The organism is Anaerosporobacter mobilis DSM 15930, assembly GCF_900142955.1.
Taxonomy (GTDB): domain Bacteria; phylum Bacillota; class Clostridia; order Lachnospirales; family Lachnospiraceae; genus Anaerosporobacter; species Anaerosporobacter mobilis.
The window spans coordinates 217,733-232,007 of sequence record NZ_FRCP01000005.1 but is presented as its reverse complement, the minus strand read 5'-3'; the positions used below and the strand labels follow the sequence as shown (position 1 = coordinate 232,007).

Below are 14,275 nucleotides of genomic sequence, written 5' to 3'. Positions count from 1 at the left end.
CTTGAACAACGGATATAACAATACGTAACATTAAAGACAATCTTTCATGGTTTTGGAACACGGATATAATATACGTGCTTTCAAAACCATGAAGATTGTCTTTTATATATCGCCTTCTTGGCGATGAATGGATTTTTCTGTATCAAATCCCTCTGGGTAGCGTTTCTTAAGTTTATCTATATTCATCTGTAAGATATCTTCAAGGCTATATCCTAGAACAGTGGCAGTTTCCGCTAGATACCACGCTATATCTCCTAATTCTTTTGCAAGATGTTCTTTGTCTAGTTCATGTCCTTGAGCCAAATGACGTTTTACGATGTCAATTGCCTCACCAGATTCTCCGCATAAGCCCATAACACCATTAATTAAGACTTCTTTTTCTGATAGGTTAGGATTAAGAGTTCTCATAGCTAGTTGTTGGTATTCGTTGATCGTCATGTTAATTCTCCTCATTTTCAAGTAAGTTATACTCGAATTGGTCCCTTCTTATATTCATTCGGTAGGGTAGTATTAAATTTGGTGGCAACAATTTGATTGTAAAGATGAGTAACGAACAAATCTTTTTTGAAAAGTTTATATTGCGTATTATCTAATAATTTCTCTGCATCAGCAACCTTAGTTATAATCGGAATCTCTCCATGTAATCGTACGAGCTTTAATAACGAACTGGCTTCTTTTCTAAAACCAAGTAATCTAGCATACATAGATGTTGTAATTGGATTGACTTCTTTACTTTCAGAAGTGGTAATTTGAAGTAATATGTGTAGCAGAGAACGGTTCATTCTGGTAAGTGTATATTGTTTTGATTTAAGCGATTCTGCTAAATCAGAGAATTTATGATGCTTTAATGTAAGTTCTAATAAGCGATTTGCTAAATCTTCGTTCATATCTAGATATTCTGATAATCTCTCATTTGAACTGGTATATAATTGATAGAGTAAGACATCTGAAAAGTCATCTTCAAAGATAGGAGCTGTTTTATCTATTGCGGATTTTAATATATCACATGCGGTTGCAGGCATGTGTCTTTTCAGAGCCTCATAATCGGTTGGTGTTTGTAAACATTTTCTTAATGCACTTGCGGATGAGAATGTGGTATCTAAGGTTAGATCATTATAGCCACTTCCTTCGCGTAAGATGGTATAGGGAACAATGTCACTAGATAGTCGATATAGTGCCTTCAAGTATTCTATTCCAAGTATGTTATTAGAGGATTCAATTACTTGCTCAATTTGCTGGGTGGTATAGCCAGATAACGCAGATGTGTTAAGGAGCGCTTGTTTTCTAGCTATAGGATAAGATACTCCTTGACGTAGATATTCCTGAATGGAATCTTTGAAATCCTCTGATTCAATACATAATGCCCTAGCAATGGAAGATAGTAATGTTAAGTCACCACATTCACTACCAAAACAGATGGAAGTAACGATACCAAGATCATGTAATATACGTACAGCTCCTGCTGCAAACGTTTCCGCACTTGCCGTAGCATAGATAACAGGCAATTCGATTACAATATCAGCACCATTCGTTAGTGCCATTGAAGTGCGAGAGTACTTATCAATAATAGCAGGAGTGCCTCTTTGAACATAGTTACCACTCATGATCACGATGACATAATCGGCATTCGTGATTTCTTTGGCTTTTTGTATATGATAGGCATGTCCATTATGAAAAGGATTGTATTCAGTTATTAATCCTACAATTTCCATGGTTATATAGCTCCTTATGATTGGTATAGTATAATAATTCTATCCTTCATTTGGTAATACGTCAATGATTATATCGGTTTTAGAACGTTTTCACTCCTATTCAAATATTACGGATTTATTACAATTAAATGTAAAACTAATGTTAAACTTTACTTATATTAAAAACAATGCTATACTTTATAAAAGTTATATAAAGTTTATTCATAATTTATAAATATAAAATTGGAAATGATTCGAGCTGTGTGGATTCAACTAGTGTGATTAATAGGGGTACATAATGAAAAATCTTATGAAGAAAACAATTGGGCGTTTATGTCCTTTCTATGCCATTATACCATTGTTAGGTTCTTTCGCTTTGGAAACAATTATTTACGAAGGCTCAAAACTTCTAATTAAAGGAAGGTACCATTATGATTTCACAACGGATTTTGATCGAAGTGTTCCTGTGATATCGTGGTTTTCCTTGATTTATCTTGGCTGTTATTTGTTTTGGATTATTAATTTTATATTACTTACACGAATTAATAAAGAACATTTTTACGAAACGCTGTTCGCCGTATATTTATCCTACATTATATGTGCAGTGGTGTTTATTGCCATGCCGACAACAAATGTAAGGCCTGAAGTAACAGGCAATTCAATTGGAGATATTATTCTACGAATTATCTATCTAACGGATACACCGGAGAATTTGTTTCCTTCTATACATTGTAGTGTGAGTTGGTTCTGTTATATTGGAGTGAGACAAAAGAAAGAGATTCCAAAGGTATATCGGCTGTTCTCCTTAGTGTTTGCTATCTTGGTTGTCATATCAACACAAGTTACAAAACAACATTACTATGTTGATGCAATCGGTGGAATTGCACTAGCTGAATTTTGCTTTTTTGTTAGTAAGAAGACTGATTTATATAAACCATTTCAACGTTTTTTTGAAAAAGTGAATCATAAATGTCGTATGGAATAATATGTGAAGGAGTGCTATGAAAAAAAACAACAAAAAAAATATATGCAATGCTATATTCTTTTTGTTTATCGTAGGAATTACCTTTTATCTACTGCTAAAAGATCAGGAAATGCCACTAATAATTGATAGTATTAGAAGAGCAAATACGTTTTATATCGTGTTAGGCTTCGCTGCGGTTATATTTTTTGTTTGTTGTGAGGCAGTAATTATACACTATATGATGAGAAAACTTGACAGCCCCACAAGGGTAAGGAGTTGTATTAAGTACTCATTCATAGGTTTCTTCTTTAGTTGCATAACACCAAGTGCAACTGGTGGACAACCGGCTCAGTTATACTATATGAAACAAGATAAAGCAAATTTGGGTGTTGCATCATTAGTGTTACTAGAAGTAACGATAGCGTATAAATCCATACTTATTATTCTTGGTATGATGGTTCTAACGATAAAGAAAAAAATTGTATTTCATTATTTGGGGAAGAATGTATACTTCCTATATTTTGGAATTGTTATGAATATAGTAGTTGTTCTGTGGTTGGCTATGCTTATATTTCGCACCAAAACGGTACGTAAGCTAGTATACAAGTTAATTTCGTTCTTTGCTTCGAGAAATATAATAAAAAATAAAGAAAAAACGGTAGAAAAAGCAGATACTGCATTTTCAAGATACAACGAGGGTGCCTTATTTCTAAATAGCAATAAGAAAATCATGGTGAATGTATTTTTAATCACATTTGTGCAAAGAATTGCCATGTTTTTAGTTACATATTTTGTATACCGTTCATTCGGATTATCAGAATATGGAGTGGTTGATATCGTTGCTTTACAATCGGCCATTTCAATTGCTGTTGATATGCTACCATTGCCTGGTGGGATAGGAGTGAGTGAGAATCTGTTCCTTATTATTTTTAGGAAGATTTTTAAGGGATCTTTAATTATGCCAGGGATGTTATTAAGTAGAGGGATTAGTTATTATGGCTTATTAATTATAAGCGCAATTATAATGATAGTCGTACAGATTCGCTACAATTATAGAACAAACAAAGCTTAGAAAATGGCGAATTATAATGATAAGTTTTAAAGAGGGAAGGATTTCAAGATGAGAGAAAAGAGAATGATAGGATTTTATAATTTTTCAGTAGTTTTAACATATATAGGTTTAGCCTTTTCCATATATGGAATGACACAAGCCTTGAATGATAACCACAAAATTGCTTTCGTATGCCTTATGATATCGGGATTATGTGATATGTTTGATGGGAAGATCGCAAGAGCTATGGACAGAACGGATGATGAAAAACGCTTTGGGATTCAGATTGATTCCCTGTGCGATTTAATCTGCTTTGGTGCTTTTCCGGCAATTATAGTATATTCCTTTGGAGCAACAGGAGTGTTGGGGAATTTATGTATTATCCTATATGTGCTAGCAGCTGTTATACGATTGGGCTTCTTCAACGTAATGGAAGAAAAACGTCAAGAAGAGACCTGTGAGAATCGTAAACAATATCAAGGACTTCCTGTTACAAGTGTTGCAATTCTCTTACCTTTTTTATACTTATTCCGTAACCAATTTACATTCTTGCCGGTTTTAGAAGTGGTTATCTTGGTTATTGCTATGTTATTCTTACTTAATATTAAAGTTAAAAAACCAGGTAAATCAGAGTCTATTATTATGATTGCCTTCGCAACTGTAATTTTTCTAAAAGTATTGGAATTACTTTAGAACGAAGATAATATAATGACAAATTAAAGATTCGTAGTATGTGTGTATTCACAAATCTACGAATCTTTTTTATAGAAGACTAAATATCGGTAAATAATAAAATACGTATAATATAAAGTGATTTTGTATTTTACAAGATTAATATAATAGTATAAGATAGTAGAAGAAAGATATGGAAATATTAAAGAAGGGATAGGAGACACGTATGAAATATATTGATTTAGAAGGAAATAAAGTTGAGAAAGAAACGAAGCAAGATCTTTTATTACGTGAAATCTATACCAGTCCTGTTGGAAGAGGAATTATGAAGCTGTTTGTAAATCCTATTATTTCAAAAGTAGGTGGATTGGTGTTGAATTCTAGGTTATCTACATTACTGATTCCATCATTTATTAAGAATAATGGGATTGATTTGGAGGATTACGTAGATCAATATTACAATTCGTATAATGAATTCTTCATGAGGCAAATTAAGAAGGAAAAGAGACCAATTGATGATAGCGAAGATACAATAATATCACCATCAGATGGAAAAGTAAGTGTCTACCAGGTATCGGACAAGTTAGTAGTTACTATTAAAAATAGTAACTATACGGTAACAAGTCTTCTGCGTAATAAAGAATTAGCAAAACAATATCGAGGTGGATACCTTGTTATCGTAAGACTTACAGTTGATGATTATCATAGATATTGTTACCCTGTCGATGGATGCAAAGGTAAGAATATCCATATTAAGGGTATTCTTCATACGGTTAATCCTATTGCCAACGACTACGTAAAAATCTATAAAGAAAATTCCAGAGAGTATACGGTAATAAAGACACAGAAGTTTGGAGATATTATTCAGATGGAAGTAGGAGCTCTTATGGTTGGTAAGATCTCAAATTATCACCAAGAGTTAGAAGTTACGAAAGGACAGGAAAAGGGTAGATTTGAGTTCGGAGGTTCTAGCATTGTACTATTATTAGATTCCCATAAAGTAAAAATAGATAATGAACTGTTAATTAATACAAAGAGTGGTTATGAAACAATGATGCGCATGGGACAAGTTATTGGATATGTAAATAATAATAAATAATTGTAATAAAACGAGATTGTTGTATAATAATGAGATTATATTAGCAAAAGATGATGTAATAAGTATATTAATGGATATACATTGTTTATGGGATATAAATTGTATTTAAAAAAGTGCTTGTATACAATAAACATATAGAGTATAATGTATACAAGATTAAGACAATAAGCATAGCATGTGCGGTCTATTGCCAAATACGAAAGGAGATAAAATCGTGGGATTTATCGATGCTATTAAGGAAAGAGCAAAACAAAACAAGATGACAATTGTATTACCAGAAACTAACGACAGAAGAACGTTAGAAGCTGCTTCTAAAATCTTAGCAGAAGGAATTGCTGATTTAGTTTTAGTAGGTAACAAAGAAGAAATTGAAAAAGGTGCAGATGGACTTGATATCTCTAAAGCTACTATTGTAGATCCAATGAAATCTGATAAATTGAATGCATACATAGATTTACTTGTAGAGCTTCGTAAGAATAAAGGAATGACTCCAGAGAAGGCAGAAGAACTTTTAACAAAAGATTATTTATTCTATGGTGTAACTATGGTTAAAGCAGGGGATGCAGACGGTATGGTTGCAGGTGCATGTCATGCAACAGCAGATGTATTAAGACCTTCATTACAAATTCTTAAGACAGCTCCAGGTACGAAACTCGTATCAGCATTTTTCTTAATGGTTGTACCAAATTGTGAATATGGTGCGAACGGAACATTCATATTCTCAGATGCAGGATTAAATCAAAATCCTAACGCAGAAGAATTAGCGGCAATCGCAAGTTCATCAGCTAAGAGTTTCGAATTATTAGTTGAGGAAGAACCAATCGTAGCTATGTTGTCACACTCAACAAAAGGTAGTGCAAAACATGCTGATGTTGATAAAGTAGTTGAAGCTACTAAGATTGCTAAAGAACTATATCCAGAAATCAAAATTGACGGTGAGCTTCAAGCTGATGCAGCAATAGTTCCTAGTGTAGGTGCTTCAAAAGCTCCAGAAAGCGAAATTGCTGGTAAAGCAAACGTATTAGTATTCCCTGACTTAGATGCAGGAAATATCGGTTACAAATTAGTACAACGTTTAGCAAAAGCCGAAGCTTATGGACCAATTACACAAGGTATTGCAAGACCAGTTAACGATTTATCAAGAGGATGTTGTGCAGATGATATCGTAGGTGTTATAGCAATTACTGCAGTGCAAGCAGCAGCAACAAAATAATATAGCAATTAGCTTATAAATTAATGTCGCACCGAGCATGTAATTATTTTGTTTGGTGCGACTATCTCATGATTAGAACATACAGAAAAGGGTAATAGTATTAGATATACTATTATAACAGGAGGTTTTTATGAACGTATTAGTTATCAATTGTGGAAGTTCATCTTTAAAATATCAATTAATTAACGCAGACTCAGAAAAGGCATTAGCTTCGGGAATCTGCGAAAGAATCGGAATCGATGGAAAATTCAAGTACAAATCAAATACTGGTGCAAAAGTAGAAAAAGAAGTTACAATGGAAACGCATGAAACTGCAATCAAGATGGTTTTAGATGCACTTATTGATCCAGAAAATGGTGTTATCAAATCCCTTGATGAAATTGGTGCAGTAGGTCACAGAGTTGTACATGGTGGTGAAAAGTTCGCACATTCAGTAGTAATCAATGATGAAGTTGTAAAAGCGATTGAAGAATGTAATGATCTTGCACCATTACACAATCCAGCAAATCTAATCGGTATCAACGCTTGTAAAGCACTTATGCCAAACGTACCAATGGTAGCCGTATTCGATACAGCGTTCCATCAAACAATGCCAGCAAAAGCATATTTATATGGTCTTCCTTCAGAGTACTATGATAAATATAAAATCAGAAGATACGGTTTCCACGGAACTAGTCATAGCTTCGTATCAAAGAGAATGGCTGAATTCGTAGGATTAGACATCAACAATTCTAAGATTATCGTTTGTCACTTAGGAAACGGAGCAAGTGTTTCTGCTGTGTTAAATGGTAAATCAATAGATACTAGTATGGGGCTCACTCCATTAGAAGGTCTTTTAATGGGAACTCGTAGTGGTGATCTTGATCCAGCAATCATAGAATTCATTGCTAATAAAGAAGGTAAAAACATATCTGAAATCATGACAATTCTAAACAAAGAATCAGGAGTTCAAGGTTTATCAGGTGGATTATCAAGTGATTTTAGAGATTTAACAACGGCTTCGGAAGAAGGTAATGTTCTTGCAACTCAAGCTCTTGCTGTATTCTCATACCGTGTAGCAAAATATATCGGTGCATATGTTGCAGCTATGAATGGTGTGGATGCAATTGCTTTCACAGCTGGTATTGGTGAGAATGACGATTTAGTTCGTGCTGCTGTAGTTAGTTATTTAGGATACCTTGGAGTTACTTTAGATAAAGAAAATAATAGTAAGAGAGGCGATGACATCTTAATCTCTACTCCAGATTCTAAAGTTAAAGTTGCTATTATTCCTACTAACGAAGAACTTGCAATTGCAAGAGAAACAGTAGCCCTAATCTAATTCGTTATATAAGTATTCAGGACTGCCACGGCGGATACATGAGAATAGAAATTACATCTTGTAAACCTTCTGTATATGATGTGCGCAGTCTTTTAATTATTATAATTGCCTTATTAAGAGAAGCAATTATAGTACATACAACTGTACAAATCGACAAATTAAAGGTTGACAAAGTATGGTATAGTATGTATAATATTAAGGGTGTGAAACAAAGTGTTTTCACGCTTTTTATTAATGATGTGCGATAATGTTGATAACCCAAACATGAACGTGTCATGAAGCGTGAGAGAAGTCTGGTTCACAGATAGGAGATAACTATGATCATTAATTTATCAGAGATTATGTTAGTTCCTGACAAAGTCGAAAGAATAACAGCTCCAATTGAGTTGGAGAACTTCAGGCTACGACGAGAAACATACGAATTTAAAGTGAAGAACCCGCTTGAACTTACAATTACCAACCTTGGTAAGAAGAAGTTATTAATCGAAGGAAGCACAATAATTGTACTTATGATTCCTTGTAGCAGATGTCTCGAAGACGTTGAGACTACTCTAGATATCTCCATATCAAAAGAAATTGATTTTGGAAAGACAGAGGAAGAACGTATCGAGGAACTAGATGAAATGAATTATATTAATGGATATGATTTAGATGTAGACAAACTTGTCTATGGTGAGATTCTAATCGACTTTCCTATGAAAGTTGTTTGTTCCGATGATTGCAAAGGAATTTGCAATGTATGCGGTAAGAATCTTAATAAGGGGACTTGCAATTGCGTAAGCACGAGCTTAGACCCAAGAATGTCAGCTATCCTTGATATCTTCAATAATTCAAAGTAATTGATTGTAGTAAATCAGTTATATTTTTAAGGAGGTGTACTCATGTCTATCTGTCCAAAGAATAAATCTTCAAAAGCAAGAAGAGACAGCCGTAGAGCAAACTGGAAAATGACTGCTCCAAATTTAGTTAAATGCAGCAAATGTGGAGAATTAATGATGCCACACAGAGTTTGTAAAGCTTGCGGTTCATATAACAAAAAAGAGATTATCTCTGCAGAATAATTTCTTAAACCCTTATAACCTTGATATATCAATGGTTGTAGGGGTTTTTTTGCATGGTATACTCTAAATGGTACCTGACGTAGCGGGTATTAACTAAAGAAAAAGACTCTTTTCTTAGAGATTAAGAATAGAGTCTTTTTTGATAGATAAGTAGTATTATAATTTTAACAGTTGTCTTAGAATATGGGAAACATATGAACATATTTTTTCTGAATCTTGCAAAAATTCATCCGTAACTTCTACGTAAGAGAACTTGTCATTATAATCAATCTTAAAGTGAGGGGTATAGAGTTCTTCATATTGAGGTACGAAGCGTCCTGTTTTCTTACTGTAGCAATTAGCTGCTTTGGCACGAGTTCGAAAGTTCTTATCAACGTAGAAGGCAACACTTTTGTGAATGGCAGTATCTTCCTTTGGAAGATAATAGTAGTCCTTGTAATTATCATAGAAAAATTTCAGTTCGTTTTGGTAAAGTTCAATTTTTAATATGGCTTGGTCACCATATGCACTAAAATAAAGGGAATCAGTACCGTAACTAACACCTTGAGGAAGTGCCGATAAGAGAGTGAAATGGATCACTAGTTGGTCTTTTTCTATGGAGGCATTAATGTTTAGATAACAGTCAGTAAATAGGTCGCGATATGCAAGAATCTGCGTTAGTGGTAACATACCTTGCACATCTTCTTCGTTATGTAGAAGAAGTTGTTGAAGGAATACAGATGAATCAGATGCTGAGGTTGTACCATTATTGTTATATTGTATACGAGCTTCGAGATTCTTAACAGGTGACACTTCATGATTTCGATTTTTTAGTTGTTCTAGTTTCTTCATACCAAGGAAATTAGCATATACTTGAATTAATTCACCACCTGAGAAAGTATCATTTCTTGGGATTCGCAAGAACTGCTCAATAGTTTTTTGCTTAAAATTCTCTAACTTAAACAATTTCTTATAAGGTAATAATTTCTTATATATATCATAACTTGTTATATTATCAAAGGTATAGTCAAGTCCAATCTTTGCACATTTCTTCTGGATGTATGGAATATCAAACCCCTCGCCATTAAAGTGGATTAATACTTTATAATCTAAAATGAAAGCAAAGAAGGAATGAAGAATCTGTTTTTCACTTGTATTGTCATCTGCAAACCACTGAATTAAATTCCAAGAATTATCACGATAGTAAGCACAACCAATTAAGTATAGTATCGTATTGTTAGGTGAAAATCCAGTTGTTTCAATGTCGAAGAATACCATATCTTCATAAGGTATCTGGTTATGGAATGAATAAACAGATGAGGTAGATAGTTTTTTCTCAATTGTTATCATAGGTCATCCTCTTTCTATATTAATAACGTTAGAAGCATAATTTGTCTTTAGAAGATTATAACAAGGTTTTATATTTATAGCAAGCAAGAACAAAGAGCGTATTAAGGGAACAAGGAGGATAGTTATCCTACTAGGATTTTTATGCAATTTATGTTAAAATAATTTTATATGTTATAAAGCTATTATTTTACAGGAAAGAGGAAAGACTATGTTTAGTATTAATGTTTTTGGCTTTGATTTCTATTATATATTCTATACATTTTTATTGTATAGTTTATTTGGTTGGGTATATGAATCTTGTTTGGTGTCTGTCAAACGAAAATCTCTTGTCAATCGTGGGTTCTTAAATGGACCTATAATTCCTATCTATGGTGCAGGTGCTGTGTTAATATGTATTATTCTAGATCCCGTATCTAAGAATTTGTTATTGGTTTTTCTAGGTGGTATGATACTAGCGACCATACTAGAGTTCACGACCTCTTATGTTATGGAGAAAATATTCAATGCTAAGTGGTGGGATTATAGTAATTATCGATATAATTTACAAGGAAGGATATGTCCTATCGTATCTTTGTTCTGGGGAATGTTATCCGTACTTATGACCATATTCCTAAAACCATTATCGAATTCATTGATACATAGGATTCCACGAAGGATTGGTGAAATTCTTGCCATCCTAATGATGGTGATAATATTAGTGGACTTAGTTTCCACAGTTATTTCTACTTTAAAACTGAATCAAAAACTTACAAATATGCGTAAACTAAGGGAAGAATTTGCGACTTATATGGAAAAAAGTAAATTATATGCATCAAAAGAAGAATTGCGTAAAAAGCTTGAAGGTGGTAATATTGCAGAATTCCTAGAAAACATACGAATACGCATGGAGGAGACAAAGGGTAGTATAGATCATAGTGGACGTTATAATGACATTGAAGAAAAGATACGTTCATGGAAAGAAAAGTACGCAACACATTCCGATCATATACATATTATTCAACGTCGTTTATTGAAGGCATTCCCTAATATGAAATCGACAAATAATGAATATATGTTAACAGATGTACGAGCGTATTTGCATGATAAAAGAGAAATTAAGAAAAATAATAAAAAGCAGCGTACTAAAAAGAATAGAAAATAGGTGAATAACAAATAGATAAAACAAAAGGATGTAATAAGCGATTAGTTATATAATTATAGGGGATATTATATAGTTACGATTTGATATTTGTTTTATTATTACAATCATACTAAATTAGGCTTCGATTGTACAGTATCAAAGCTTACATTACAAGTATGATAGTGGATTACAATATCTGCATAAACGGTGGGAGATTAGAGTATGAAGATTAATGAGCTTAAAGGGAAGTGTAAAAGTCACCTTAGTGGTTTTTTGCGAGGTGGATTGGTCGGTATTTTGGTAGTGATGCAATTCTCAGTACTTATAGGATTGTCATTTTGGCTAAGAAGTTTTACTGTATATTTTTATGTAATACTAGAAGTATTGAGTTTTCTAGTAGTTATAGCATTGATGAATGACAATAGATGTCCATCCTTTAAGATCGCGTGGATATGTATTGTATTGTTGTTCCCGATTTCTGGCCATGTTATGTTCGCCCTATGGGGAAAGTCCACGGCTAATAAGCGGTTAACGAATAATATTAGAGCCAAAATTGAGAGAGGTAATACTTTTTTTGAGTTTAATGATGCAATTTTAAAAGAAATTCGCGAAGATTATAAAGAAATTGAACGAGTTTCCAATTATATGGTGTCAGAAGGTTTTCCGATGTTTAAAAATAATAGTATTACTTATTACCCAATGGGTGAAGATACTTTTGATGCAATGTTTGATGATATTCGTAATGCTAAGAAGTTTATTCTTATTGACTTCTTCATTGTTGCCGAAGGTGGTTTGTGGGATGAACTACATTCTATCCTTTTAGAAAAAATAAAAGCAGGCGTTGAAGTTAAGTTCCTATATGATGACTTTGGAGCTATGATTCGGACACCAAAGAACTTTAGTAAGATGCTTGAGAGTGAAGGAATCCAAGTACGTGTATTTAATCCAATCCACAAATATACAGACAAATTATTTATGAATTATCGTTCCCATCAGAAAATAGTTGTGATTGATGGTAATATTGGTTATACTGGAGGTATGAATATTGCTGACGAATATGCGAATTTGATAGAGAGATTTGGTGTCTGGAAAGATACTGCAGTTCGAGTATTTGGTGAAGCAGTATGGGGGCTGACAGTAACATTTCTACAGATGTGGGAGGTTGCTAGTACAGGAGAATATCTAGATTATTCGATTTATAAACCAACTATCGAGTTCGAGGCAAATCAGACTTTTGCTTGCGTTATCTCAGATGGACCGGTGAATAATCCGAGTAATCCAATTGAAAACATATATAAGCAAATCATACATTATGCGAATGATTACCTATACATCTCGACACCATATCTTATTATTGAGGAAGATATGCAGCTTGCCCTTATTATGGCAGCGAGAAGCGGTGTTGATGTTAGAATTATTACACCATTCATACCGGATAAGAAGCATGTTAAGATTCTTACGAATTACAATTATGGTGTCTTATTAGCGAATGGCATTAAGATCTATGAATATACACCTGGATTTATCCATGCAAAGTCCATAATTAATGAAAACTGTGGTGTTGTAGGTACCATTAATATGGATTATAGAAGTTTCTATCTTCATTATGAATGCGGTGTCTTCATGTCAGATAAAAAGATAATTGGGGATATCAAAGCTGACTTTACCATGACTTTAAAACAGTGTAAAGAGGTAACATACGCAGAGTGGAAAAATCGACCATTGGGACTTAAGATTTACCAGAGTGTTCTGAATATCTTCTCAACTCAAATGTAAATCGAAATGTACAGCGTTACAATAGAAAGGTAATAAATTAGGTGTAATTATGAATGAGTATCAATTAAAAATAGGTTCCCATGTGGGAATGAGTGGTAAAGAGATGTTTCTTGGATCGGCAAAAGAAGCAGCATCATATGGAGCGAATGCTTTAATGGTTTATACAGGAGCTCCTCAGAATACAAGAAGAAAAGCTGTTAGCGAATTGAATATAGAAGCAGGCCAAGCATACATGAAAGAACATGGATTACAGGATTTAATTATCCATGCTCCATATATTATTAACCTCGGTAATAGTGTTAAGCCGGAAACATTTGAACTTGCTGTTGATTTTCTAGCTCTAGAATTAGAAAGAACTAAGGCTATGGGAAGTAAAATCCTAGTGCTTCATCCGGGAGCGCATGTTGGGGCAGGTGAAGATATTGGAACGAGTCAAATAATAAAAGGTTTGAATGAGGTTCTTACAAGTGATACAGAAGTGTATGTTACCTTAGAAACAATGGCGGGTAAGGGAAGTGAGATTGGCCGAAACTTTGAAGAACTTGCTCGTATATATGATGGAGTACATCACAATGATAAACTTCGTATATGCTTTGATACTTGCCATGTACATGATAGTGGTCTTGATATCGTTAATGATTTTGATGGTGTAATTGATAAGTTTGATAAAATTATTGGAAAAGATCAGATTGCAGTTTTCCATATCAATGATAGCAAGAATCCAAGAGGTGCAGGAAAAGATCGACATGAAAATATTGGTTTCGGTCATATTGGTTTTGATGCCATCCACAAAATTGTATATCATCCAGAATTTGAGTCAATTCCTAAGATATTAGAAACTCCTTATATTCCATCCGTAGAGGACCCTAAGAAGACATATGCACCTTATAAACATGAGATAGCAATGCTTAGAATACAAGACTTTAATCCGAAGCTTAGAGAACTAGTGTTAGCAGAGCAGAAGTAACTTATAAGGAG

15 protein-coding genes are annotated in these 14,275 nt (G+C 33.6%); 12 read left to right on the top strand and 3 right to left on the bottom strand.

Annotated elements, in window-relative coordinates; translation table 11 throughout:
- Positions 1-102: 102 nt before the first annotated feature.
- Together BUB90_RS00935 and BUB90_RS00930 are read right to left on the bottom strand one after the other, a co-directional pair.
- The gene (locus tag BUB90_RS00935) at positions 103-438 is read right to left on the bottom strand and encodes a nucleoside triphosphate pyrophosphohydrolase family protein (RefSeq protein ID WP_073281799.1); all 336 of its coding nucleotides are present in this window, start codon (positions 436-438) and stop codon (positions 103-105) included.
- Between the two features lie 26 nt (positions 439-464).
- Positions 465-1,712 (bottom strand): nucleotidyltransferase, encoded by a 1,248-nt coding sequence (locus BUB90_RS00930; RefSeq protein ID WP_073281797.1) that lies wholly within the window; start codon positions 1,710-1,712, stop codon positions 465-467.
- Positions 1,713-1,989: 277 nt separating this feature from the next.
- On the opposite strand from BUB90_RS00930, the gene BUB90_RS00925 reads away from it, so the two are divergent.
- The 9 genes from BUB90_RS00925 to rpmF all read left to right on the top strand — a co-directional run bounded on the left by BUB90_RS00925 (position 1,990) and on the right by rpmF (position 9,072).
- A complete protein-coding gene (locus BUB90_RS00925; protein ID WP_242952451.1) occupies positions 1,990-2,676 on the top strand; it encodes a phosphatase PAP2 family protein in 687 nt (228 codons plus the stop codon).
- Positions 2,677-2,692: 16 nt separating this feature from the next.
- Complete coding sequence (locus tag BUB90_RS00920) at positions 2,693-3,727, top strand: lysylphosphatidylglycerol synthase transmembrane domain-containing protein (protein ID WP_073281795.1); 1,035 nt, start codon at positions 2,693-2,695, stop codon at positions 3,725-3,727.
- Positions 3,728-3,775: 48 nt separating this feature from the next.
- Positions 3,776-4,399 (top strand): CDP-alcohol phosphatidyltransferase family protein, encoded by a 624-nt coding sequence (locus BUB90_RS00915; protein WP_139241676.1) that lies wholly within the window; start codon positions 3,776-3,778, stop codon positions 4,397-4,399.
- A gap of 205 nt (positions 4,400-4,604) precedes the next feature.
- Positions 4,605-5,477, top strand: coding sequence for a phosphatidylserine decarboxylase (locus tag BUB90_RS00910; protein WP_073281793.1), 873 nt, complete (start codon positions 4,605-4,607; stop codon positions 5,475-5,477).
- 214 nt (positions 5,478-5,691) lie between these two features.
- Positions 5,692-6,690, top strand: coding sequence for a phosphate acetyltransferase (pta, locus tag BUB90_RS00905; RefSeq protein ID WP_073281791.1), 999 nt, complete (start codon positions 5,692-5,694; stop codon positions 6,688-6,690).
- 130 nt (positions 6,691-6,820) lie between these two features.
- Positions 6,821-8,011, top strand: coding sequence for an acetate/propionate family kinase (locus BUB90_RS00900; RefSeq protein WP_073281789.1), 1,191 nt, complete (start codon positions 6,821-6,823; stop codon positions 8,009-8,011).
- 38 nt (positions 8,012-8,049) lie between these two features.
- Positions 8,050-8,259 carry a hypothetical protein gene (locus tag BUB90_RS00895; RefSeq protein ID WP_073281787.1) on the top strand — a complete coding sequence of 70 codons (210 nt, stop codon included), beginning with the start codon at positions 8,050-8,052 and terminating at the stop codon, positions 8,257-8,259.
- 69 nt (positions 8,260-8,328) lie between these two features.
- Positions 8,329-8,850: a YceD family protein gene (locus BUB90_RS00890; RefSeq protein WP_073281785.1), complete on the top strand. Its 522-nt coding sequence runs from the start codon at positions 8,329-8,331 to the stop codon at positions 8,848-8,850.
- A 42-nt stretch (positions 8,851-8,892) separates the two neighbouring features.
- Entirely contained in the window at positions 8,893-9,072 is a 180-nt protein-coding gene (rpmF, locus tag BUB90_RS00885; protein WP_073281783.1) for a 50S ribosomal protein L32, read from the top strand.
- Positions 9,073-9,228: 156 nt separating this feature from the next.
- On the opposite strand, the gene BUB90_RS00880 is transcribed toward rpmF, so the two are convergent.
- Positions 9,229-10,401, bottom strand: coding sequence for a ribonuclease H-like domain-containing protein (locus tag BUB90_RS00880; RefSeq protein ID WP_073281780.1), 1,173 nt, complete (start codon positions 10,399-10,401; stop codon positions 9,229-9,231).
- A 208-nt stretch (positions 10,402-10,609) separates the two neighbouring features.
- Here BUB90_RS00880 and BUB90_RS00875 point away from each other — a divergent pair, with 208 nt between their 5' ends.
- The 3 genes from BUB90_RS00875 to BUB90_RS00865 all read left to right on the top strand — a co-directional run bounded on the left by BUB90_RS00875 (position 10,610) and on the right by BUB90_RS00865 (position 14,264).
- Entirely contained in the window at positions 10,610-11,542 is a 933-nt protein-coding gene (locus tag BUB90_RS00875) for a putative ABC transporter permease (protein ID WP_073281778.1), read from the top strand.
- Positions 11,543-11,743: 201 nt separating this feature from the next.
- Positions 11,744-13,297 (top strand): cardiolipin synthase, encoded by a 1,554-nt coding sequence (cls, locus tag BUB90_RS00870; RefSeq protein ID WP_073281776.1) that lies wholly within the window; start codon positions 11,744-11,746, stop codon positions 13,295-13,297.
- 49 nt (positions 13,298-13,346) lie between these two features.
- Entirely contained in the window at positions 13,347-14,264 is a 918-nt protein-coding gene (locus BUB90_RS00865) for a deoxyribonuclease IV (RefSeq protein WP_073281774.1), read from the top strand.
- Positions 14,265-14,275 lie beyond the last annotated feature (11 nt).

What these genes read in the sequence shown, in the direction of transcription:
- cls (WP_073281776.1), top strand. Translation starts at nt 11,744, where the DNA reads ATGAAGATTAATGAGCTTAAAGGGAAGTGTAAAAGTCACCTTAGTGGT.
- BUB90_RS00900 (WP_073281789.1), top strand. Translation starts at nt 6,821, where the DNA reads ATGAACGTATTAGTTATCAATTGTGGAAGTTCATCTTTAAAATATCAA.
- BUB90_RS00910 (WP_073281793.1), top strand. Translation starts at nt 4,605, where the DNA reads ATGAAATATATTGATTTAGAAGGAAATAAAGTTGAGAAAGAAACGAAG.
- BUB90_RS00895 (WP_073281787.1), top strand. Translation starts at nt 8,050, where the DNA reads ATGAGAATAGAAATTACATCTTGTAAACCTTCTGTATATGATGTGCGC.
- BUB90_RS00880 (WP_073281780.1), bottom strand. Translation starts at nt 10,401, where the DNA reads ATGATAACAATTGAGAAAAAACTATCTACCTCATCTGTTTATTCATTC.
- rpmF (WP_073281783.1), top strand. Translation starts at nt 8,893, where the DNA reads ATGTCTATCTGTCCAAAGAATAAATCTTCAAAAGCAAGAAGAGACAGC.
- BUB90_RS00935 (WP_073281799.1), bottom strand. Translation starts at nt 438, where the DNA reads ATGACGATCAACGAATACCAACAACTAGCTATGAGAACTCTTAATCCT.
- BUB90_RS00925 (WP_242952451.1), top strand. Translation starts at nt 1,990, where the DNA reads ATGAAAAATCTTATGAAGAAAACAATTGGGCGTTTATGTCCTTTCTAT.
- BUB90_RS00875 (WP_073281778.1), top strand. Translation starts at nt 10,610, where the DNA reads ATGTTTAGTATTAATGTTTTTGGCTTTGATTTCTATTATATATTCTAT.
- BUB90_RS00920 (WP_073281795.1), top strand. Translation starts at nt 2,693, where the DNA reads ATGAAAAAAAACAACAAAAAAAATATATGCAATGCTATATTCTTTTTG.
- BUB90_RS00865 (WP_073281774.1), top strand. Translation starts at nt 13,347, where the DNA reads ATGAATGAGTATCAATTAAAAATAGGTTCCCATGTGGGAATGAGTGGT.
- BUB90_RS00890 (WP_073281785.1), top strand. Translation starts at nt 8,329, where the DNA reads ATGATCATTAATTTATCAGAGATTATGTTAGTTCCTGACAAAGTCGAA.
- BUB90_RS00930 (WP_073281797.1), bottom strand. Translation starts at nt 1,712, where the DNA reads ATGGAAATTGTAGGATTAATAACTGAATACAATCCTTTTCATAATGGA.
- BUB90_RS00915 (WP_139241676.1), top strand. Translation starts at nt 3,776, where the DNA reads ATGAGAGAAAAGAGAATGATAGGATTTTATAATTTTTCAGTAGTTTTA.